Source organism: Microbaculum marinisediminis (assembly GCF_025397915.1).
In the GTDB taxonomy this organism is placed as follows: Bacteria; Pseudomonadota; Alphaproteobacteria; order Rhizobiales; family Tepidamorphaceae; genus Microbaculum; species Microbaculum marinisediminis.
Genome location: NZ_JALIDZ010000006.1, coordinates 203,099 through 222,089 on the forward strand (window position 1 = coordinate 203,099; position 18,991 = coordinate 222,089).

Below are 18,991 nucleotides of genomic sequence, written 5' to 3' on the forward strand. Positions count from 1 at the left end.
CTTGCTTACTGGTTCCGGTAGGCCTCGACGGCCGCATCCAGGCGATCGGGCCATTCGGCGCCGATTTCGCTGACGACGAATTCACGCACCTTCGGCTGGGCCGCGGCACGGAACTTGGCCTTCTGGTCGGGGCTGACCGGAACGACCTCCATGCCCTTTTCGGACAGGATCGCCGTGGCGTTGGCATCCTGTGCCGCGGTCATGCCACGGTGGATCGTCTTGGCGATCTCGACGCACTGGGTGACGGCCGTCTTCTCGGCGTCGCTGAGGCCCTGAAAGAAATCCTCGGACATCAGATACGCGTGCCAGCTGAACACGTGGCCATCGAGCGAGACGTATTTCTGGTGCTGGTACAGGGACGCGTTGACGATGTTGGTCACGCCGTTCTCCTGGCCGTCGACAACGCCCTGCTGCAGGGCGCCGGGCAGTTCTGGCCACGGCACCGGGGTGGCCGACGCGCCGAGGCTTTCGACGAGCGTCACCCAGACCGGGGCCGTCATGACGCGCATCTTCAGGCCTTCCATGTCCTTGGGCTCGGCCACGGGGCGCACGTTGTTGGTGAAGTTGCGGACCCCGTTGTCGGCCACGCCGAACATGCGGATTCCGGTCTTGGCCAGCATGTCTTCGGCCATGGCATCACCGAACTCACCGTCCATGACCGACCAAGCCATCGCCTGATCGTCGAAGATGTAGGGAATGGCGAGGACCGAGAACGGCTTGTAGACCGCCGAGATCGGCCCGTCGTGGACCGCGGCCATCTGGACGGTTCCAAGTTGCAGGCCTTCCATGATCTCCGAACCGCCACCGAGTTGGGAGGCGGGGAAGATCTGGACATCGATCGAACCCGACGTCTTGCCCTCGACGCAGCTCTCGAAGGCCAGCGCGGCGGCGTGCTTCGGCGAGCTCAGGTCCGCGGACTGGAAATGCGCGTACTTGAGGTCTTTCGAGAAGGCCGCCGATGTGCCCGCGATCAGGCCGATCGCGGCGGTTGCCATTAGGATTTTTGATGTGTGTTTCATAACAATCCTCCCTTTCAGTTCAGTTGGCGAAGCCGAACAGGTTCGGCACGAAGGTGGTGATGCCGGGCACGAGGATGACCAGCATCAGCACGATGAGCTCGGCGAAAAGCAGCGGCAGGACGGCCTTTGACAGCGCCTCGATCCGGAGCTTGCCGACCGCAGCGATGACGAAGAGAACCGGCCCGACGGGCGGCGTGATCATGCCGATGGTGAGGTTCAGGACGAGCATCATCCCGAACTGCAACGGATCGATCCCGGCGGAATAGGCGATGGGGCCGAGGACCGGCGTCAGGATGATCAGTGCGGGCAGGGTGTCGATGAAAAAGCCGCAGACGAGAGCGAAGCCGGCCAGAATGAGCAGGATGCCGATCTTCGAGTCGGTGAGGCCGGCAACCGCCTTTGCCAGATCCTGAGGAATCTGCAGATAGGTCAACAGCCAGGCGAAGATCGATGCCATAGCGACGATCAGGAAGACCGATGCGGTGACGATCGCCGCGCGAGTGAAGGCGTCGTACAGCCCCCTCAGGGTGAAGGCGCGCGCAACGAAGCCGAGCAGGAGCGCGTAGGCCGATGCGACCGCGCCGGCTTCGGTCGGCGTGAAGATACCGAGCAGGATGCCGCCCAGGATGATCGCGGGCATGATGATCGCGGGCAGGGCGGCCAGCGTGGCATTGCGCAGTTCGGTGAAGTCGGCGCGGCTGTCTCGGCCGCGATAGCCATTGCGGGTCGATACGATGTGGTTGGCGATGGCCAGGCCGATCCCAAGAAGAACGCCCGGAACGATTCCCGCCAGGAACAGACCCGCGACCGTCACGCCGTTCGTGGAAATGGCGAAGATCACGGCCAGGATCGAAGGCGGGATGATGGGGCCGATGGTTGCGGTGGCCGCGGACAACGCTCCGGCATAGTTCTTGTCGTAGCCCGCCTGGCGCATCATCCGCATCACGATGGCCGACGGTCCCGCAGCGTCGGCCAGGGCCGATCCGCTTATGCCGGCAAACAGCATCGAGACCAGGATGTTGACGTGCCCGAGCCCGCCGCGCAGATGGCCGACCAGGGCGTTGGCGAACCGCAGCAGCGCGTTGGTGAGTCCGCATGCCGTCATCAGTTCCGATGCGAGGATGAAGAACGGTACCGCCATGAGCGGAAAGCTGTCGATGCCGGCGAACATGCGCTGTGTCGCGATCAGCGGGTTCAAAGACCCGTCGATCAGGACCGCAGTAATGCCGGCAATCCCCATCGTGAACGCGACCGGGACCCCCAGGAACAGGGTCGCGAAGAACAGGAGGATGAGGGTATTGGCCACGGCTCAGGACACCTATTCGACCGACGCGCCACCGGCCTGAATTTCGAAGTCCTGCGCGACGAAGCGTTTGGCGAAGAACGCGAGTTGGACGAGGAAGAGCGCGCACCCGATCGGGATCGCGAGATAGGGGATCCCGCGCGAGATGCCCGTCGACATCGTCTCCTTGTTCCAGCCGAATTCGACGAACCGGATCCCGAGCCAGCCCATCACGGCCATGAAGACGAACATCACCGCGACGATCGCCCAGCGCAACGCGAGCTCGTATCTGCGCGGAAGCATGATGGGCAGGGCGTCGATGGCCACCAGACGGCCTTCGCGCAGCGCCAGCCCCGCGCCGGCGAAGGCGCCGAGGATCATCAGGTGCCGGGCGACTTCCTCCGCCCACGCAAAGGACGTGTTGAAGCCGTAGCGGCCGACCACATTGATGAAAACGATCGCGAAGACGATCGCCAGGACGATCGCCACCAGGGCCCGATTCAGCGCGACGATCCAGCACTCCAGCGCGCGCAACGCCATACCTCCCACAGCGCATTCTTGTTCGTTGAGCAAAGGCTGGCATACAGTATGCCACCTGTCAACGCGAACCTATATGTGCTAGGCGTCGCCCTGCGCGCTGGCCTAAGGCGCTCGCGCGCCGGCGCAAGGAACGAGCCATGAAATCGTTAGATCGCCCGAAATCACTGACGGAACTGGTAACCGAGACCCTGCGGGACTGGATCGTCAAAGGTGAACTGGATCTCGGCAGTCACCTGTCCGAGGTGCGTATTGCCAATGATCTCAATGTCAGCCGCACTCCGGTACGCGAGGCAATCAACCGCCTCGAGATCGAGGGGCTCCTGACCGTCAGGCCGCAGCGCGGCACCTTCGTCTTTTGTCTCGAGCCGGAGGAGCTGGCCAAGCTATGCGACGCACGCGTCTGTCTCGAGACCACGGCGATGGCCGCCGCGATTCGGGCGAACCCGGACCGGCTCTACGCAAGTCTTTCGGATTGCGTGACGCGAATGACGGACGCGCGCCAGCGTGATGATGTCTCGCTGTACCTGGCGCTGGACACGGAATTCCATCAGCACCTGTTGGATTGCTCGGGCAACCGGTTCCTGAACGACGCCTACCAGACCGTTGCGCCGAAAATGGCAGCCCTGCGAAACCGGTTGGGGCGGCACCCGGACCACCTGGCGAAATCCTATCGCGAGCACCTGGATCTGGTGGAGGCCGTGAAGGATCGGGACACGGACCGGGCTCTGGAGATTTTGAAGGCGCACATCGACCGGAAAGAAGGTTCCTACTGGAACGACGCGACCAGGATTCCGGAACTGCATTCCGCCGACGACTGACCGTCTTGGCCGCGCTGACGCCGTAGGCTGCGGGGCAGGGCAGCGAAGGTCGGGCCCGCGTCCGTTCTGCGACGAGGCTGAGGCTCAATAAGTCTGACGGGAGAAAGTGGCGCTCCCTAGGGGAGTCGAACCCCTCTTTCCAGATTGAAAATCTGGCGTCCTAACCGATAGACGAAGGGAGCAGCGCCGGCACGGATATAGAAGGGATTTGCGCCGTCTGCAACAGGGTGTCGGCTTATAGGGAAAAGTTCACCACTTGCCGGTGTTCGGCATCGACGCCCAGGGCTCTGCTTTCGGCAATGCCTCGCCTTTTTGCAGCAGCTCGATAGAGATATTGTCCGGCGAGCGCACGAACGCCATCCGGCCGTCGCGCGGCGGACGGTTGATGGTGACGCCGGCGGCCATAAGCTTCTCGCAGGTCGCATAGATATCGTCGACGACGAAGGCGAGGTGCCCGAAGTTGCGCCCCTCGTCGTAGGACTCGGGATCCCAGTTGAAGGTGAGCTCCAGCATCGGCGCGCGTTCGTCCCGCGCCCGGTCCGCGTCCTCGGGAGCGGCCAGGAAGATCAGAGTGAAGCGACCCTCGGGATAGTCGTTGCGGGTCACCTCGACCATGCCGAGCTTGTTGCAATAGAAGTCGAGCGAGTCGTCGACGCTGGTGACGCGGACCATGGTGTGAAGGAATTTCACGGTGAGCCTCCGTGGGCGTTAGGGCAGGGCACGGGCATCTTTCGTCCCGAGCGTTCGACGGGCAAACTAAGGCGGGGCGCGCCCGGAGCCAAGACCCGCGGCGGCATACCAGCTGGACGGAAGCGATGGGACTGATGGACGATCTCGAACCGCCGGCCAGGGCGCTCATCCGCATGGTGCGCGACGCCGAACGCGTCGTCGTGTTCACGGGGGCCGGCATCTCCACCGAATGCGGTATTCCGGATTTCCGCAGCCCCGGCGGCCTGTGGACGAAATACCGCCCGATCGAATTCCAGGACTACATGTCGTCGGCGCAGATGCGCGCCGAAGCATGGCGGCGCAAGTTCGCCATGGAGCCGGCCTTCCGCGCCGCGCGTCCGGGCCGCGGCCACAACGCGATCGCGCATCTGGTGCGGATTGGAAAAGTCCGGAACGTCATCACGCAGAACATCGACAACCTGCATCAGATGTCCGGCGTGCCGGAGAACCGCGTCATCGAACTGCACGGCAACGCGACATACGCCCATTGCCTCGACTGTGGCCTGCGTCACGAGATCGACGACATCCGCATGGCGTTCGAGGCGACGGGCGAAGCGCCCGGATGCCGCGCCTGCGGCGGCATCGTCAAGACGGCGACCGTCTCCTTCGGTCAGGCGATGCCGCAGGAGGAGATGCTGCGCGCCGAAGCCGCGACGGAGGACTGCGATCTTTTCCTGGCGATCGGGTCGTCGCTCGTCGTCTATCCGGCGGCGGGTTTTCCACTGATGGCGAAACGAAACGGCGCTCGGCTTGTTATCCTAAATCGCGAAGCAACCGACCTGGACCCTTATGCGGATCTCGTCGTCAGCGACGATATCGGGTCGGTCCTGGAGCCGTTATCCACACTCAACAACTGAACTGGTCATGATCGCAATGCTTCGTCGATTTGGTCTTCCACGAAGATGATGCGATGATATTCTTCTATCGAATCGGGGGCGATCAGAGGGCGGCGGCTGACGTCGTCAAACGTCGCGTAAAGACGTTGGAGTCTGGAATGGGGGCCAAGCACACGCCAGAAATAGGCGTGGCCATAGAGCCAAGCGAGGAAGGGTCGGTCGACGTCATCGAAATCGTCGGCACGATCAAATGGTTTGATGCGGGCAAGGGGTACGGTTTCATCGTTCCCGACAATGGCCTGCCCGACGTGCTTCTGCATGTCACCTGCTTACGGCGCGATGGCTACCAGACAGCATATGAGGGCGCGCGCATCGTGTGCGAGGCCCTCGACCGTCCGAAGGGGCTGCAGGCCTTCCGCATCGTTTCGATCGACGAGTCCACCGCGGTCCATCCCGCCCAGGTTCCGCCGCGCACCCATGTCAACGTCACACCGACAAGCGAATTCGAGCGCGTCGAGGTGAAATGGTTCAACCGGGTTCGCGGCTATGGCTTCCTCTCGCGCGGCGAGGGGACGCCGGACATCTTCGTCCACATGGAGACGCTGCGTCGCTTCGGCTTCACCGAACTGCGTCCCGGACAGACGCTGCTGGTGCGTTTCGGGAACGGCCCGAAGGGCCTGATGGCCGCGGAGATCCGTCCCGACGGCGGCGGCGGTCCGCCCTCCCATTGACCTCGACCATGCAGACCAATCGACAATGGGGCGCGGCGTTTGCCGCGCTTCTTGCGTTCTGGGTTGTGCTCGCGAGCCTGCCCGCGGCCGCGTTCGAAACGTCGAGGATCGTCATCGAGACCGAAAGCGGCACGCATCCCTTCACCGTCGAAATGGCGGTGACGGCGCAGGAGCGCGGGCGTGGCCTGATGTACCGTCAGTCGATGGCCGACGACGCGGGCATGCTGTTCGACTTCGGTGTCGACGAAGAATCGTCCATGTGGATGAAGAACACCTACATTTCGCTGGACATGGTGTTCATCAAGGCCGACGGCACCGTGCATCGCATCGCGCGCAGCACGACACCGTTTTCGCTCGATATCGTTTCCTCGAAGGGACCGGTGCGGTCCGTGCTGGAACTGAATGCCGGCATTGCCGACAGGATCGGGCTGAAGCGCGGCGATATCGTCCGCCACGAGATGTTCGGCAACGCCGAATAGGTGTCGCCCAGGATACGCTGCGACAGGCGCGGTGGCCGGTCCCGGTCGCGATCCAATATGCAGAAGTGGATCGCAGTGGACGTGGCTGCTTGCGGCCGGGCCCTTGAATCGCTAGATACCCGGATACCTTTTCGGGGGCGGCTCGGGGTATAGCTCAGCCTGGTAGAGCACCTGCTTTGGGAGCAGGGGGTCGCAAGTTCGAATCTTGCTGCCCCGACCAATCGACCCCCGATCACGAGCGGGCCGGAGCTTGGGAGTTCGAAACATGTCGGCGCGGATCTTCAAGCCTGCCAAGACGGCGATGCAATCCGGCAGGGCCAGGACCCAGGCGTGGGTGCTGCAGTTCGAGCAGGAGGTTCCCCGTTCGCTCGAGCCGCTGATGGGCTACACCAGCTCGGCCGACATGAAGCAGCAGCTGCGGCTGACCTTCCCGACAAAGGAAGCGGCCATCGAATACGCCGAGCGAAATCGGATTCCCTATACCGTATCCGAACCGCACGAACCCAAGCGCCGCAGCGTCGCCTATTCCGATAATTTCCGGTACAACCGGATCGGTCAGTGGACACACTGACCCAGCGGTTGTTCCCTCGAAGGGCAAGCCCCGAACGACGGCCCCGTAGCTCAGCTGGATAGAGCGGCAGCCTTCTAAGCTGCATGTCGCAGGTTCGAGTCCTGCCGGGGTCGCCATTTATTTTCAGCGTCTTATGCGTGTTTTGTGAATCGCCGTGCGAGCATCGTGGCGAGAGTGACCCTAAGTCGACGTGCGATCGTCACCGGCCTGACATCATACGGCCATGACGATCGGCGATAGTGCGTACAGGTAGCGCGGCACCGGCATAGGCCGGTCCCGAAAGGCGCTGCCAGGGAGGCACTACGATGACTGGATACATCGCGTTGATTCATTATCCGCTCGACGGCCTCGAATGGCGCGTGAGCTTTCCTGATCTTCCCGCTTGCCGCTCGTCGGGGCGCAGCCTCGACGAGGCGACGGCCAATGCACAACGTGCGCTGACCGAACATCTTTCCGAATGGCTCGTATCCGACGACCTGCCGCCGCCGGCGCGAACGCCGGGCGAGATGCTTCTGGCGGCGAACGACGACCCGCAGCTTGCCCGTCGGATGGTCGGGGCCGTGCTCAGGGCGATCGACCCGTACCAGGGCACGACGTTGCGCCATGCCGCAGCCGGGATGGCCGCCCAGTATGGCTTCTACGGAGAGGAAAGGCCGCGCCGGCGCGCGTGATGCGCCGGTCGCGGTACGGCAATCAGGTGTGCAACTCGGTCACGACTTCGACCGGGCGTCCGAGGATCGCCCCGACGGGCGACGTCGCCTTCACCGCTTCGTGCAACTCGGCAATCTGCTCGGGTGTTGCGTCCGGTGCCTTCAGTGTCACCTTGGCGCGGACATTGGTGTAGCCCGGGCAGCACTGCTGCGGTGTCTGCAATCCCAGGAACGCGTTTAGGTCGAGATCGCCTTCGAGGTCGATCTGGATGTCTTCCAAATCGATACCGCGCAACGCGGCATTGGCCGCGTAGCCCGTCGTCAGGCAGCAGCCGTACGCACCGAGCACGACCTCGACCATGTTGGGGCCGGTATCCGAGCCTCCGAGTCCGGTGGGCTCGTCCATTCCGATAGTGAAGTCGCGGATCTGCGCCTGACTGCGGAATCCGCCGAGCCATTTGGTGCTCGCCTTCCAGACGGTCTTTCCGACCTCGGGGTCCTCCTTGATAGCGTTGATCAGCCCCATGAGGGCGGCCTGATCGAAGCTTTTTTCGTTGGCAGAAGGTGTCGTCATTGATCCTCTTCCCCTGGAGCGCCCCATTGTCGCTTGCCCGCCGCGCTCCGTTTGGCGAGTGCCATATGTCGGGTGCGCTTTTGTTGTTGTCTCAAATACTGCGCCCGAACCCGGGCGACGGCAATAGCGCCCGGTACCAGGACCGTCCGGCGGCGCCGCCTCCAGGCGCCGACCGGGGCCTGGCGGTTACCGGGGCGGCGACAGGTACAGGATTTCGATGTCCCCGTCCGGCACGTAGTCCGTCGCCGTGAATTCGAACTGTGCCGGGGCGATCTTCTTCAGGCCGTCGAGGCACAGGGAGACGAGCCAGGACGGATCCGACTTGTCGATGATCAGCCGGAACCGTCCGATCTTCCCCTGCCAGTTGCGCGCCGTCGTCAGGATGTAGGACAGACGGTGCTCGATCAGGTAGTCGCCGCCGGATTGCTGCAGGCGCTTGCGGATGGCCGATTGCGTCGACGCGTCGATGCAGTAATCGCCGACATAGCCGGACGGGTCGCCGGGATCGAAGACGTAGTCGCCGAAGAATCCCTGGCCGACCACCGGGCGGTAGCGATGTTCGATGACGGTCTCTGCCTGTGGCGGAAACTCCTGCTCCCAGTAGAACACCGTCTCAAGTGTCCAGAACGGCTGGAGCGGGTCGTGCGGTTCATAGGAATGCCCGACACCGAGACGCCGCAGGTCCGCGGACGTCGACGGATCGATCGCCGCGAGCGCGGCGTAGGTCTTCTCGGAAAACGGATTGAGCGGGATCGCCAGGCTTTCCAGCAGCGCGGTCCGGTCGATGCCCTGCGCGATCGCGCGCCTGTCGATCTGGATGTCGACGGGCGCTCCGTTCGCGATCACCTGGAAGTCGACGAAGTTGTCGCTTTCGGGCGACGGGATGTCGACGGGCGCCTCGAACAGGTCCGCCATGTCGACATCCGGCAGGGGGAAGGCGACGAGAAGCCGGATCGGCTCTTCCGTCGTGTTGCGGAACACGTAGCGCACCGCCACCTGGTTCGGCGAAAGATAGAGATCTTCCTGGTCGAGCACGATGTCCCAATTGGGCACCAGCCGAATGCCGCCCGCCCCGAGCACGGCGGAGGAGTCGTTCGCCCAGGCCGGTGCGACCAGGCCCGCGGCTAGTATAAACGCGGCAATCGGCGTGCGCATGGAAGAGCTCCCGGACAGATCCTGCCGATCCTAGCGCGGTTGCGGTTTCGCTCCTATCCGGCTCCGCCACCGGCCTTGCGCCAGCGCTCCAGGCCGGCCTTGAGGTCTTCGATGATGTCGCCGGTGTCCTCGAGGCCGATATGGAACCGCACGGCCGGGCCGTCCGCGTGCCATGTCGTGGCCGTCCGTACCGCCCGTGGATCGAACGGCAAACACAGGCTCTCGTATCCGCCCCAAGAGGCGCCGATACCGAACAGCTCGAGACCGTCGAGGAAAGCGGCGAACGCTTCCTTCGGTCCGGGATTCATCACGACGGAAAACAACGATGTCGCGCCCTTGAAGTCACGCTTCCAGAGCGCGTGGTCGGGATGGCTCTCCAGGGCTGGATGCAGCACGCGCGCGACCTCCGGTTGGGTTTCCAGCCAGCCGGCGACCTCGATCCCCGCCGCCATCTGTCGCTTCAGGCGGGCCGAAAGCGTCCGCAGCCCGCGCTGTCCCAGCCACACCACGTCCGGGCCCGCGCATTCGCCGACCATGTGCCAGGTTGCCTTGAGCGCCGGCCAGGTCTTCTCGTTGGCGGTGACCGTGCCGAGCATTACGTCCGAGTGGCCGCCGATATATTTCGTCGCCGCATGGATTGCGATATCGACCCCGACGTCGAGCGGGCGGAAGAACAACGGCGTTGCCCAGGTGTTGTCGATGATGGTCGCGATATCGTGTTTCTTCGCGATCGCGACAATTGCAGGGATGTCTTGGACTTCAAAGGTATGCGAGCCGGGAGACTCGAGAAAGATCACCGCGGTCTCGGGCCGGATCAGATCTGCGATGCCGGCGCCAATCCGCGGGTCGTAGTACTCGACGGACACGCCGAACCGCGTCATGACCCCATTGCAGAAACCGCGCGTCGGCGCATAGCAGGAGTCTGTCACCAGCAGATGGTCGCCGGCCTTGAGCTGCGACTGCAGCGCGATGGCGATCGCGGCGAGGCCGGACGAGGCCAGGACGGTGCCGGCGCCGCCTTCGAGCAGGGTCATCGCGGCTTCGAGAGAATCCGTCGTCGGGCTGCCGTACCGCCCGTAGGGATAACGGGCATCGCGCCGTTCGAAATGCGCCGTGTCGGGATAGAGGACAGTCGAGCCGCGATAAACCGGTGGATTGACGTATCCGAATTGTTCCTCCGGGGTGCGCCCGACAGTAACAATGTCCGTATCGACGTGGTGCGTGCGCCTGTAGTTTGTCTTTCCCATAGTACTTAATTCTTCTCTCGTCTTTGCGGTTACTGACGCTCTCGGTCGTGATGCGACATGTCCGAAAGTCTTGACCAGACGGTCATAATCGCCTGTGATGCGTAGGTCTGGCCCGACCGTGGTTCCTCCGGGGCCTGCGCGGGCCACTCACCAGTGGGGGTGTGACAAGGACGGAACCCGGCGCACGATCGGGACCGATCTACACGGAAACCTCATGTGATCCAACGGGTAACAGAGAAGGCTGCATGATGAGAAACAAACTTATGCCGGTATTCCTCGGCGCAGCGTTCGGGCTGGTCGCGGCTACGGCGGCATCTGCCGCGACGCTCGACGACGTCAAGGGGAAGGGCTTCGTTCAATGCGGCGTGAGCCAGGGGCTGCCCGGGTTTTCCAATCCCGACGATAAGGGCAACTGGACCGGCCTCGACGTCGATTATTGCCGTGCGGTCGCCGCGGCGATCTTCGGCGACGGCGACGCCGTGAAGTTCACGCCGTTGTCCGCCAAGGAGCGGTTCACCGCCCTGCAGTCGGGTGAAATCGATATCCTGTCGCGCAACACCACGTGGACGATGGGGCGTGATACCTCGCTCGGCCTGAACTTCGCCGGCGTCGACTACTACGACGGCCAGGGCTTCATGGTCCGCAAGTCGCTCGGCGTGTCTTCGGCCCTCGAGCTGTCCGGCGCCTCGGTATGCACCAACACCGGGACCACCACCGAGCTGAACGTCGCCGACTACTTCCGCGCCAACAACATGGAGTACGAGATCGTCGCCTTCGAGAAGGCCGACGAGGTCGTCGCCGCTTACGACGCGGGCCGTTGCGATGTCTACACGACGGACGCCTCGGGCCTCTATGCCCAGCGCCTCAAGCTGACCAATCCGGACGAGCACATGGTGCTGCCGGAGATCATCTCGAAGGAGCCGCTCGGGCCGGTCGTCCGCCAGGGCGATGATCAGTGGTTCAACGTCGCCAAGTGGGTGCTGTTCGCGCTGATCAATGCCGAAGAGCTCGGTGTCACCCAGGCCAACGTCGAGGAAATGAAGAACTCCGACAATCCGGAGATCAAGCGTATGCTCGGCACCGAAGGCGCCTTCGGGGAAGGCATCGGCCTCGAAAACGATTGGGCGGCCAAAGCCATTGCGGCGGTCGGCAATTACGGCGAAGTCTTCGACCGCAATGTCGGTCCGAACACCCCGCTTGGGATCGCGCGCGGCTTGAACGCGCTGTGGTCGAAGGGCGGGATCCTGTACGCTCCGCCGATCCGCTGATTGGTTCCCACCCCCGGCCGCGAAACGGCCGGGGGTTTTTTTAGGGGCGGCACCGGATCCACCAAGAACGACTCGGCACCAGCGCCGGCACTTCGGTTCTCCGCTCCTGCTTGATGTTCAGAGTTTTTGGCGACGGCTGATTTCCGAGCCGGTTGCCAGTGGAGGGGGACTATGGCCGTACAGCACACAGCGCCGGCGGAATCCGCGCGCGCCTCGCTGTTTTACGACCCGAAGATCCGCGGCATCTTCTTTCAGCTTCTGCTGATCGCGGCGCTGATCTTCTTCGGGTACCAGATCGTCACGAACACCGTCGCCAATCTCGAGCGCCAGAACATCGCCTCGGGTTTCGCGTTCCTGGATACGACGGCCGGCTTCGGCATCATCCAGTCGCTGATCGAGTACAGCGAGGAATCCAGCTACGGCCGTGGTCTCGTCGTCGGTTTTCTCAATACGCTGCTGGTCGCCTTCATCGGCATCATCCTGGCGACAGTCCTTGGGTTCGTCATCGGGATCGCGCGGCTGTCGCAGAACTGGGTGATCTCCCGCATCGCCTACGTCTATATCGAGATCATCCGCAACATCCCGCTCCTGCTGCAGATTTTCTTCTGGTATTTCGCCGTCCTTCGCGCGGTGCCTAACCCGCGCGATTCAATCGAGTTGCCGGGCAGCATCTTCGTCAACAATCGCGGGGTGTTCGCGCCACGGCCGGTTTTTGAATCCGGGTCCGGGCTCGCCGGCATCGCGCTTCTCGTCGCCATCGCTGCGGTCTTCTTCATCAAGAACTGGGCGCATAGGCGCCAGGAGACGACCGGCCAGCAGTTCCCGGTTTTCTGGACGGCCGTCGGCCTCATCGTCGGTCTGCCTCTTATCGGACTGATCGTCACCGGCTTCCCCGTCGGCGTCGACTATCCGGCGCTCAAGGGCTTCAATTTCGTCGGCGGCGTGAAGGTGACGCCGGAGTTCATGGCGCTTCTGCTGGCGTTGTCGATTTACACGGCCTCCTTCATCGCCGAGATCGTCCGTGCCGGTATACTCGCGGTCAGCCATGGCCAGACCGAAGCCGCCCATGCGCTCGGCATTCGCAACGGTCCGACCTTGAGGCTGGTGATCATTCCGCAGGCCATGCGGGTCATCATCCCGCCGCTGACCAGCCAGTATCTCAACCTGACCAAGAACTCGTCGCTGGCGGTCGCCATCGCCTATCCCGACCTCGTTTCGGTCGGTGGGACGATCCTCAATCAGACCGGGCAGGCCATCGAGATCATCGGAATCTGGATGGTGGTCTACCTGTCGCTGAGCCTGCTCACCTCGGCGTTCATGAATTGGTACAACCAGCGCATGGCGCTCGTGGAACGATAGGGGGCGCTGCGATGTCTACGACGGATTACGCATATGTGCGCACCGAGATGGCGGACGAGGTTCCGCCACCCGCCTCCGAGGTCGGCGTACTCGGCTGGCTGCACAAGAACCTGTTCTCGAGCTGGTCCAACACGCTGCTGACGCTGATCGGCATCTACATCGTCTGGCTGCTCGTTCCGCCCGTGATCGAATTCGCTTTCGTGAACGCGGTGTGGACGGGAGAGAACCGGGAGGCCTGCCTGGCGCCGCCTGACAGCAATGTCCACATGGGCGCCTGCTGGGCCTACGTTAAGGCCTACCTGCCGCAGTTCATCTACGGGCGCTATCCCGATGCCGAACGCTGGCGGGTCAATCTGGTGTTCTTCCTTTTCGCCATTGGCCTGGTGCCGATGTTGATGCCGCGCGTGCCGTTCAAGCGCGCGAACATCATCTACATGCTCGGCGCATTCCCGGTTGTCGGCTTCATCCTGCTGACGGGCGGCGACTTCGATCTAAGCGGCTTCGTATTCTCCGAATCCACGGCATCCTTCTGGATCGAATACCTGATCCTGACGGTCGTTCTCGCCGGCGTCGCGTTTGGTATCGCAAAGGCGGGGGCCACCGACCCCAAGCCAATGGTCATCAGCGTTCTCGCCGGGATGGCCGTCATTGCCGCAGTGCTGTTCCTGGTGTCGGTCGATTTCGGCCTGGCCGTGGTGGAGACCGAGGTCTGGGGCGGCCTCCTCGTGACACTGGTCATCGCCATCACCGGCATCGTCGCGTCATTGCCGCTCGGCATCGCATTCGCGCTCGGCCGCAGGTCCAAGCTGCCGATCATCCGGCTGGTGTCGATTATCTTCATCGAGTTCTGGCGCGGCGTACCGCTGATTACGGTGCTGTTCATGTCCAGCGTGATGCTGCCGCTGTTCCTGCCGGAGGGCGTGACCTTCGACAAGCTGCTGCGCGCGCTGATCGGTGTCGCGCTGTTCGCCGCGGCCTACATGGCGGAGGTCGTGCGCGGCGGCCTGCAGGCGATCCCGAAGGGCCAGTACGAGGGTGCCCAGGCGCTGGGCCTCGGCTACTGGAAGATGATGGGGCTGATCGTGCTGCCGCAGGCCCTGAAGCTGGTCATCCCCGGCATCGTCAATACGTTCATCGGGCTGTTCAAGGACACCACGCTGGTGCTGATCATCGGTCTGTTCGATCTTCTGGGACAGGTTCAGTCGTCCTACACCGATCCGACCTGGTCGACGCCGACCCAAAGCCATACCGGATATATGTTCGCCGCTTTGGTCTTCTGGGTGTTCTGCTTCAGCATGTCCCGCTATTCGATATACATGGAAAAACGGCTCCACACGGGCCACCGACGTTGAGGAGTAAACAGATGTCAGAGGCTGCCACCGAAAGCTCGGTCCCGCAGGTTGATCGTTCGAAGATGAAGGTGGGCGAGGAAGTCGCCATCGAAATGGTCGACGTCCATAAATGGTACGGCGATTTCCATGTCCTCAAGGACATCAATCTGAAGGTGATGAAGGGCGAGCGCATCGTCATCTGCGGACCGTCCGGCTCTGGCAAGTCGACGCTGATCCGCTGCATCAACCGGCTCGAGGAGCATCAGCAGGGCACGATTACCGTCGATGGGATCGAGCTGACCAACGACCTCAAGAAGATCGACGAGATCCGCCGCGAGGTCGGCATGGTGTTCCAGCACTTCAACCTGTTCCCCCATCTGACGATCCTGGAAAACTGCACGTTGGCGCCGATCTGGGTGCGCAAGATGCCGAAGAAGGAGGCGGAGGAGGTCGCGATGGAGTACCTCACGCGCGTCAAGATTCCCGAGCAGGCCAACAAGTATCCGGGTCAGCTTTCCGGTGGTCAGCAGCAGCGTGTGGCGATCGCCCGCAGCTTGTGCATGAGCCCGCGCATCATGCTGTTCGACGAGCCGACCTCGGCTCTCGACCCCGAGATGATCAAGGAAGTGCTCGACGTGATGGTCGATCTCGCCCAGTCCGGCATGACGATGTTGTGCGTGACCCACGAGATGGGCTTTGCCCGTCAGGTCGCCAACCGGGTGATCTTCATGGATGCCGGCCAGATCATCGAGCAGAACGAGCCGACGGCGTTCTTCGAGAACCCGCAGCACGATCGCACCAAGCTGTTCCTCAGCCAGATCCTGCACTGAGGATCACGCACCGGCTTGAATACCGGCCCATGCGCCTCACATCAGGGGCATGGGCCGTTTTCTCGTCATGCTCGGATTGGTGCTGGTCGTCGTCGGGCTGCTGTGGCCGTATCTGGCAAGGCTCGGCCTCGGCCGTCTGCCTGGCGACATCGTCATCGAACGCGAAGGCGTCCGCCTTTACGTTCCGATCGTGACGTCGCTGCTGATCAGCGCCGTCCTCAGCCTGTTACTGTGGCTGTTCGGCCGGTGATGGGGGTTTGAGCAGGGACCTTCACTCCATGGCCCACTTTCACTCCATGCCCGTCGCCACGGGCAGGTCGGCGCGGCCGCCCCATTCGCACCAAGAGCCGTCGTAAACCGCCGTTTGGCGGTGGCCGATGACCTGCAGCGCCAGCACCAGGATCGCCGCCGTCACGCCGGATCCGCAACTGGTGATCACCGGTATGCGCCGGCTGACGCCGACCGCGTCGAAGGTCGCCTTCAAATCCTCGTTGCTCTTCAGGACGCCCTCGGGCGTGACCAGGGAGTCCCAGGGCAGGTTGACGCTGCCGGGCATGTGCCCGCCGCGCACGCCCTCACGCGGTTCCGGCTCGGTGCCGGCGAAGCGGCCCGGCGAACGGGCGTCCAGAACCGTCTCGTAGCCGTTGCCGAGCGAACGCAGGACGTCTGCGGCATCGCGGACCGCGCCATGGTCCAGGCGCGCGGTGAAATGGCGTTCCTGCTTCGTCACCGGGCCCGGCTCCACCGGCCTGTTCTCGGCGAGCCATTTCGGCAGCCCGCCGTCGAGCACGGCCACGTCCGCCACGCCCATGATCCGGAACATCCACCAGACCCGCGCCGCAGAATACAGGCCCGCCCCGTCGTACACGACGATGCGTTGACCGTCGCCGATGCCGAGCTTGCGCATCCGCGAGGAGAATTTCTCCGGCCGCGGCAGCATGTGGGGCAGGTCGGTGTCGGTGTCGGCGATGTCGTCGATATCGAAGAACACGGCGCCGGGGATGTGGTTTTCCCGATATTCCGCCTTCGGGTCGCGTTCCATGTGCGGCAGGTACCAGGATCCGTCGACCACCACGAGATCCGGCGCCGACAAATGTTCGGCGAGCCATTCGGTGGAAACGAGGAATTGCGCGCGTTCGCCGGCCATGGTGTTCCTTTGGTCCTTTCGTTCAGTCTTTGCTCGTCAGGCCGCGTTTCTCGTGCCAGCCGGCAAGCGATTCAAGCGGATACTCGTCGAATTTGTCGTCATTCTCGCGGATGTCGGGCTGCACCCAATCCGGTGCGTAGGCCAGCATCAGATGAACTCGCTCCGGTGGAACGGGCAGTTCGGTATCGATCGCCGATGCGAAGGGATGGACGAGTTCTGGCCAGCGCGGATCCCAGACCCATAGCGCGCTGCCGCACTTCTTGCAGAAGCGCCGCTCGCCCGGGCTCTCCTCGCCGTCGACTTGTGCGTGGAATACGGTGATGTCCTTCTCGCCCTGAACCTTCAGCGTCGAGGCGTCGCCGCCGAGATTGATGGCATAGCCGCCGCCGCCCGCCGTCTTGCGGCAGATAGAGCAATAGCAGCGCATGTAAGGGTAGGGCGTCGAGGATTGCAGCGAGAAGGTAACCGCGCCGCAATGGCAGGAGCCCTTAAGAAGCATTGCTTCACGCCCCATCTGCGAAGGCGATGCGCACCCGGCGGTTCTGCGCGCCCTTCGATTCCATCTTGGTGACGACCATCGCGCCGATTTCGCCGGTGCGCGCCACGTGCGTGCCGCCACACGGCTGCAGGTCGACATCCTGGCCGATCCGCACCAGCCGCACCTTGCCGGCGCCCATCGGTGGCTTCACGCTCATCGTCTTGACCAAGTCCGGGTTGGCCTCGAGCTCCGCGTCGGTGATCCATTCTGTCGTCACGAGGTGGTCGCCGGAAAGCAGCGCGTTGAGCTGTTCCGTGAGCTCCTCCTTCTGCGGTACCGTTCCCTCGATCGCGAAGTCCAGGCGGCCGTAATCATCGGAAATCTGCCCGCCGGTCACCGGATGCGGCATGGCGACCGATAACAGATGCAGCGCCGTGTGAACGCGCATCCGCTTGTAGCGCGTGTCCCAGTCTATCTCCGCCTTGACCGTCTGGCCGGGCTCAGGGAGGGCGCCGGGCTCGGCGGGGACGTGCACGATCTCACCGGGCGCGTCGCCCTTGACCGCGGTGGCGATCTGGATCTCGGTCCCGTCCTGAAGCCGCAGAACGCCCTTGTCGCCTGGCTGCCCGCCACCGGTCGGGTAGAACACCGTCCGGTCGAGCACGATGCCGCCGCGATCGTTGACGCCGAGGACGGTCGCCTCGCAGGATTTGAGATAGGCGTCGTCGCGGAACAGCGGTTCGGTCTCTGGCACCTTGGTCTCCGCCTACTCGAAGGGAATTTCGATATCGATGGCGCGTTCGAGCCAGCCTGGAACGGGCAGGTTCTTCGAACGCAGGAAGTCCGGATTGAACAGCTTCGACTGATAACGGGTGCCGGGATCGCACAGGATCGTGACGATCGTATGCCCCGGACCCATCTCCCTGGCGAGCCGGATGGCGCCGGCGACGTTGACGCCGGTAGACCCCCCAAGGCACAGCCCCTCGTGTTCCAGCAGGTCGAACACCACCGGAACCGCCTCGCTGTCCTCGATCAGATAGGCCTTGTCGACATGGATGTCTTCGATGATCGGCGTCACGCGACCAAGCCCGATGCCCTCGGTGATCGAGCCGCCTTCGGTCGACTTGGCTTCGCCATGGGCGAACAGCTCGTACATCGCCGCGCCGCGCGGATCGGCGCAACCGATCACGATGTCGGCGTTCCGGTCGCGCAGGAACGTCGAGGTTCCCGCGAGTGTTCCGCCGGTGCCGACGGAGCAGATGAACCCGTCGACCTTGCCCGCGGTCTGCGCCCAGATCTCCGGCCCGGTCGAGTCATAGTGGGCCCCGCGGTTGTCGAGGTTGTTCCACTGATCGGCGAACAGGACGCCGTTCGGTTCGGTCTTGCGCAGGTTGTCGGCCATCCGCCGCGCGACATGCTGGTAGTTGTTGGGATTGGCGTATGGCAGGGCCGGGACCTCGACTAGCGTGGCGCCGGCCAGCCGCAGCATGTCCTTCTTTTCCTGGCTCTGCGTCTCGGGAATGACGATCACGGTGCGATATCCGCGCGCGTCCGCCACCAGGGCCAGTCCGATGCCCGTATTGCCGGCTGTGCCCTCGACCACGAGCCCGCCGGGCTTCAAGTCGCCGCGCTTCTCGGCTTCGAGGATCATCTGCCGAGCTGGCCGGTCCTTGACCGACTGGCCCGGATTCAGGAATTCGGCCTTGCCGAGAATGGTGCAGCCTGTCGCCTCCGAGGCGTGGCGCAACTTGATTAGTGGCGTATTGCCGATCGCCTCGACGAGGCCGTCACGATAGTCCATGTCGGACGCTGGTCCTCCCTTTCCTGAACCCTGAAGTCTCTGCTATCGGTCGAACTTAGAGGCCGCGCGGGGGGCGTTCAAGCGGACCGTCGACAAACCCGCCATAGCCCGAGTTCGCCGATTCCGATATTGCCAACATTGCATGG

General features: G+C 63.4%; 22 protein-coding genes and 3 tRNA genes. 13 read left to right on the forward strand and 12 right to left on the reverse strand.

Annotated features, from left to right (window positions below):
* Positions 1-5 precede the first annotated feature (5 nt).
* Genes MUB46_RS14670 through MUB46_RS14680 form a run of 3 tightly spaced genes read right to left on the reverse strand, consistent with a single transcriptional unit; the run spans position 6 to position 2,835 of the window.
* The gene (locus MUB46_RS14670) at positions 6-1,019 is read right to left on the reverse strand and encodes a DctP family TRAP transporter solute-binding subunit (protein WP_261616685.1); all 1,014 of its coding nucleotides are present in this window, start codon (positions 1,017-1,019) and stop codon (positions 6-8) included.
* Between the two features lie 19 nt (positions 1,020-1,038).
* A complete protein-coding gene (locus MUB46_RS14675; protein WP_261616686.1) occupies positions 1,039-2,325 on the reverse strand; it encodes a TRAP transporter large permease in 1,287 nt (428 codons plus the stop codon).
* A 12-nt stretch (positions 2,326-2,337) separates the two neighbouring features.
* Positions 2,338-2,835: a TRAP transporter small permease gene (locus tag MUB46_RS14680; RefSeq protein WP_261616687.1), complete on the reverse strand. Its 498-nt coding sequence runs from the start codon at positions 2,833-2,835 to the stop codon at positions 2,338-2,340.
* A gap of 143 nt (positions 2,836-2,978) precedes the next feature.
* On the opposite strand from MUB46_RS14680, the gene MUB46_RS14685 reads away from it, so the two are divergent.
* Positions 2,979-3,659, forward strand: a complete 681-nt coding sequence (locus MUB46_RS14685) for a GntR family transcriptional regulator (protein WP_261616688.1) — start codon at positions 2,979-2,981, stop codon at positions 3,657-3,659.
* Positions 3,660-3,766: 107 nt separating this feature from the next.
* Here the strand turns inward: MUB46_RS14685 and MUB46_RS14690 are convergent.
* Together MUB46_RS14690 and gloA are read right to left on the reverse strand one after the other, a co-directional pair.
* Positions 3,767-3,841, reverse strand: a tRNA-Glu gene (locus tag MUB46_RS14690).
* A 67-nt stretch (positions 3,842-3,908) separates the two neighbouring features.
* Positions 3,909-4,349, reverse strand: coding sequence for a lactoylglutathione lyase (gene gloA / locus MUB46_RS14695; protein ID WP_261616689.1), 441 nt, complete (start codon positions 4,347-4,349; stop codon positions 3,909-3,911).
* Positions 4,350-4,474: 125 nt separating this feature from the next.
* On the opposite strand from gloA, the gene MUB46_RS14700 reads away from it, so the two are divergent.
* The 7 genes from MUB46_RS14700 to MUB46_RS14730 all read left to right on the forward strand — a co-directional run bounded on the left by MUB46_RS14700 (position 4,475) and on the right by MUB46_RS14730 (position 7,676).
* The gene (locus MUB46_RS14700) at positions 4,475-5,245 is read left to right on the forward strand and encodes an SIR2 family NAD-dependent protein deacylase (protein WP_261616690.1); all 771 of its coding nucleotides are present in this window, start codon (positions 4,475-4,477) and stop codon (positions 5,243-5,245) included.
* Between the two features lie 137 nt (positions 5,246-5,382).
* The gene (locus tag MUB46_RS14705) at positions 5,383-5,955 is read left to right on the forward strand and encodes a cold-shock protein (protein WP_425256268.1); all 573 of its coding nucleotides are present in this window, start codon (positions 5,383-5,385) and stop codon (positions 5,953-5,955) included.
* 8 nt (positions 5,956-5,963) lie between these two features.
* Positions 5,964-6,434 (forward strand): DUF192 domain-containing protein, encoded by a 471-nt coding sequence (locus MUB46_RS14710; protein ID WP_261616692.1) that lies wholly within the window; start codon positions 5,964-5,966, stop codon positions 6,432-6,434.
* 143 nt (positions 6,435-6,577) lie between these two features.
* A tRNA-Pro gene (locus MUB46_RS14715) sits at positions 6,578-6,654 on the forward strand.
* 45 nt (positions 6,655-6,699) lie between these two features.
* Positions 6,700-7,005, forward strand: coding sequence for an ETC complex I subunit (locus MUB46_RS14720; RefSeq protein WP_261616693.1), 306 nt, complete (start codon positions 6,700-6,702; stop codon positions 7,003-7,005).
* Positions 7,006-7,044: 39 nt separating this feature from the next.
* Positions 7,045-7,121: transfer RNA gene (locus tag MUB46_RS14725), tRNA-Arg, on the forward strand.
* A gap of 189 nt (positions 7,122-7,310) precedes the next feature.
* On the forward strand, positions 7,311-7,676 hold the full coding sequence (locus MUB46_RS14730) for a type II toxin-antitoxin system HicB family antitoxin (RefSeq protein ID WP_261616694.1): 366 nt from the start codon (positions 7,311-7,313) through the stop codon (positions 7,674-7,676).
* 22 nt (positions 7,677-7,698) lie between these two features.
* Here the strand turns inward: MUB46_RS14730 and MUB46_RS14735 are convergent, their stop codons facing one another.
* From MUB46_RS14735 to metC, 3 genes are all read right to left on the reverse strand, one after another.
* The gene (locus MUB46_RS14735) at positions 7,699-8,229 is read right to left on the reverse strand and encodes an OsmC family protein (protein WP_261616695.1); all 531 of its coding nucleotides are present in this window, start codon (positions 8,227-8,229) and stop codon (positions 7,699-7,701) included.
* Positions 8,230-8,415: 186 nt separating this feature from the next.
* The gene (locus tag MUB46_RS14740; protein WP_261616696.1) at positions 8,416-9,384 is read right to left on the reverse strand and encodes a DUF4424 domain-containing protein; all 969 of its coding nucleotides are present in this window, start codon (positions 9,382-9,384) and stop codon (positions 8,416-8,418) included.
* Positions 9,385-9,437: 53 nt separating this feature from the next.
* Positions 9,438-10,631: a cystathionine beta-lyase gene (gene metC / locus MUB46_RS14745; RefSeq protein WP_261616697.1), complete on the reverse strand. Its 1,194-nt coding sequence runs from the start codon at positions 10,629-10,631 to the stop codon at positions 9,438-9,440.
* Between the two features lie 248 nt (positions 10,632-10,879).
* On the opposite strand from metC, the gene MUB46_RS14750 reads away from it, so the two are divergent.
* The 5 genes from MUB46_RS14750 to MUB46_RS14770 all read left to right on the forward strand — a co-directional run bounded on the left by MUB46_RS14750 (position 10,880) and on the right by MUB46_RS14770 (position 15,669).
* A complete protein-coding gene (locus MUB46_RS14750) occupies positions 10,880-11,899 on the forward strand; it encodes an amino acid ABC transporter substrate-binding protein (protein ID WP_261616698.1) in 1,020 nt (339 codons plus the stop codon).
* 171 nt (positions 11,900-12,070) lie between these two features.
* A complete protein-coding gene (locus MUB46_RS14755; RefSeq protein ID WP_261616699.1) occupies positions 12,071-13,258 on the forward strand; it encodes an amino acid ABC transporter permease in 1,188 nt (395 codons plus the stop codon).
* A gap of 11 nt (positions 13,259-13,269) precedes the next feature.
* Positions 13,270-14,610, forward strand: a complete 1,341-nt coding sequence (locus MUB46_RS14760; RefSeq protein ID WP_261616700.1) for an amino acid ABC transporter permease — start codon at positions 13,270-13,272, stop codon at positions 14,608-14,610.
* A gap of 11 nt (positions 14,611-14,621) precedes the next feature.
* Positions 14,622-15,419, forward strand: a complete 798-nt coding sequence (locus MUB46_RS14765) for an amino acid ABC transporter ATP-binding protein (protein WP_315902742.1) — start codon at positions 14,622-14,624, stop codon at positions 15,417-15,419.
* 49 nt (positions 15,420-15,468) lie between these two features.
* On the forward strand, positions 15,469-15,669 hold the full coding sequence (locus MUB46_RS14770; protein WP_261616701.1) for a DUF2905 domain-containing protein: 201 nt from the start codon (positions 15,469-15,471) through the stop codon (positions 15,667-15,669).
* Between the two features lie 39 nt (positions 15,670-15,708).
* Here the strand turns inward: MUB46_RS14770 and sseA are convergent, their stop codons facing one another.
* From sseA to MUB46_RS14790, 4 genes are read right to left on the reverse strand one after another with little or no spacing between them, the layout of a single operon-like run.
* Positions 15,709-16,566, reverse strand: a complete 858-nt coding sequence (gene sseA, locus MUB46_RS14775) for a 3-mercaptopyruvate sulfurtransferase (RefSeq protein ID WP_261616702.1) — start codon at positions 16,564-16,566, stop codon at positions 15,709-15,711.
* Between the two features lie 22 nt (positions 16,567-16,588).
* Complete coding sequence (locus tag MUB46_RS14780) at positions 16,589-17,065, reverse strand: GFA family protein (protein WP_261616703.1); 477 nt, start codon at positions 17,063-17,065, stop codon at positions 16,589-16,591.
* 4 nt (positions 17,066-17,069) lie between these two features.
* Positions 17,070-17,798, reverse strand: a complete 729-nt coding sequence (locus tag MUB46_RS14785) for an alanyl-tRNA editing protein (protein ID WP_261616704.1) — start codon at positions 17,796-17,798, stop codon at positions 17,070-17,072.
* Positions 17,799-17,810: 12 nt separating this feature from the next.
* Positions 17,811-18,845: a cysteine synthase A gene (locus tag MUB46_RS14790; RefSeq protein WP_261616705.1), complete on the reverse strand. Its 1,035-nt coding sequence runs from the start codon at positions 18,843-18,845 to the stop codon at positions 17,811-17,813.
* Positions 18,846-18,991: the final 146 nt, after the last annotated feature.

Excerpts from the sequence above, each read along its gene's own strand:
- MUB46_RS14790 (WP_261616705.1), bottom strand. The coding sequence starts at position 18,845 with ATGGACTATCGTGACGGCCTCGTCGAGGCGATCGGCAATACGCCACTA.
- MUB46_RS14670 (WP_261616685.1), bottom strand. The coding sequence starts at position 1,019 with ATGAAACACACATCAAAAATCCTAATGGCAACCGCCGCGATCGGCCTG.
- MUB46_RS14740 (WP_261616696.1), bottom strand. The coding sequence starts at position 9,384 with ATGCGCACGCCGATTGCCGCGTTTATACTAGCCGCGGGCCTGGTCGCA.
- MUB46_RS14770 (WP_261616701.1), top strand. The coding sequence starts at position 15,469 with ATGGGCCGTTTTCTCGTCATGCTCGGATTGGTGCTGGTCGTCGTCGGG.
- MUB46_RS14755 (WP_261616699.1), top strand. The coding sequence starts at position 12,071 with ATGGCCGTACAGCACACAGCGCCGGCGGAATCCGCGCGCGCCTCGCTG.
- MUB46_RS14765 (WP_315902742.1), top strand. The coding sequence starts at position 14,622 with ATGTCAGAGGCTGCCACCGAAAGCTCGGTCCCGCAGGTTGATCGTTCG.
- MUB46_RS14750 (WP_261616698.1), top strand. The coding sequence starts at position 10,880 with ATGAGAAACAAACTTATGCCGGTATTCCTCGGCGCAGCGTTCGGGCTG.
- MUB46_RS14710 (WP_261616692.1), top strand. The coding sequence starts at position 5,964 with ATGCAGACCAATCGACAATGGGGCGCGGCGTTTGCCGCGCTTCTTGCG.
- MUB46_RS14685 (WP_261616688.1), top strand. The coding sequence starts at position 2,979 with ATGAAATCGTTAGATCGCCCGAAATCACTGACGGAACTGGTAACCGAG.
- metC (WP_261616697.1), bottom strand. The coding sequence starts at position 10,631 with ATGGGAAAGACAAACTACAGGCGCACGCACCACGTCGATACGGACATT.
- MUB46_RS14700 (WP_261616690.1), top strand. The coding sequence starts at position 4,475 with ATGGGACTGATGGACGATCTCGAACCGCCGGCCAGGGCGCTCATCCGC.
- MUB46_RS14760 (WP_261616700.1), top strand. The coding sequence starts at position 13,270 with ATGTCTACGACGGATTACGCATATGTGCGCACCGAGATGGCGGACGAG.
- MUB46_RS14730 (WP_261616694.1), top strand. The coding sequence starts at position 7,311 with ATGACTGGATACATCGCGTTGATTCATTATCCGCTCGACGGCCTCGAA.
- MUB46_RS14705 (WP_425256268.1), top strand. The coding sequence starts at position 5,383 with ATGGGGGCCAAGCACACGCCAGAAATAGGCGTGGCCATAGAGCCAAGC.
- MUB46_RS14720 (WP_261616693.1), top strand. The coding sequence starts at position 6,700 with ATGTCGGCGCGGATCTTCAAGCCTGCCAAGACGGCGATGCAATCCGGC.
- sseA (WP_261616702.1), bottom strand. The coding sequence starts at position 16,566 with ATGGCCGGCGAACGCGCGCAATTCCTCGTTTCCACCGAATGGCTCGCC.
- MUB46_RS14780 (WP_261616703.1), bottom strand. The coding sequence starts at position 17,065 with ATGCTTCTTAAGGGCTCCTGCCATTGCGGCGCGGTTACCTTCTCGCTG.
- MUB46_RS14735 (WP_261616695.1), bottom strand. The coding sequence starts at position 8,229 with ATGACGACACCTTCTGCCAACGAAAAAAGCTTCGATCAGGCCGCCCTC.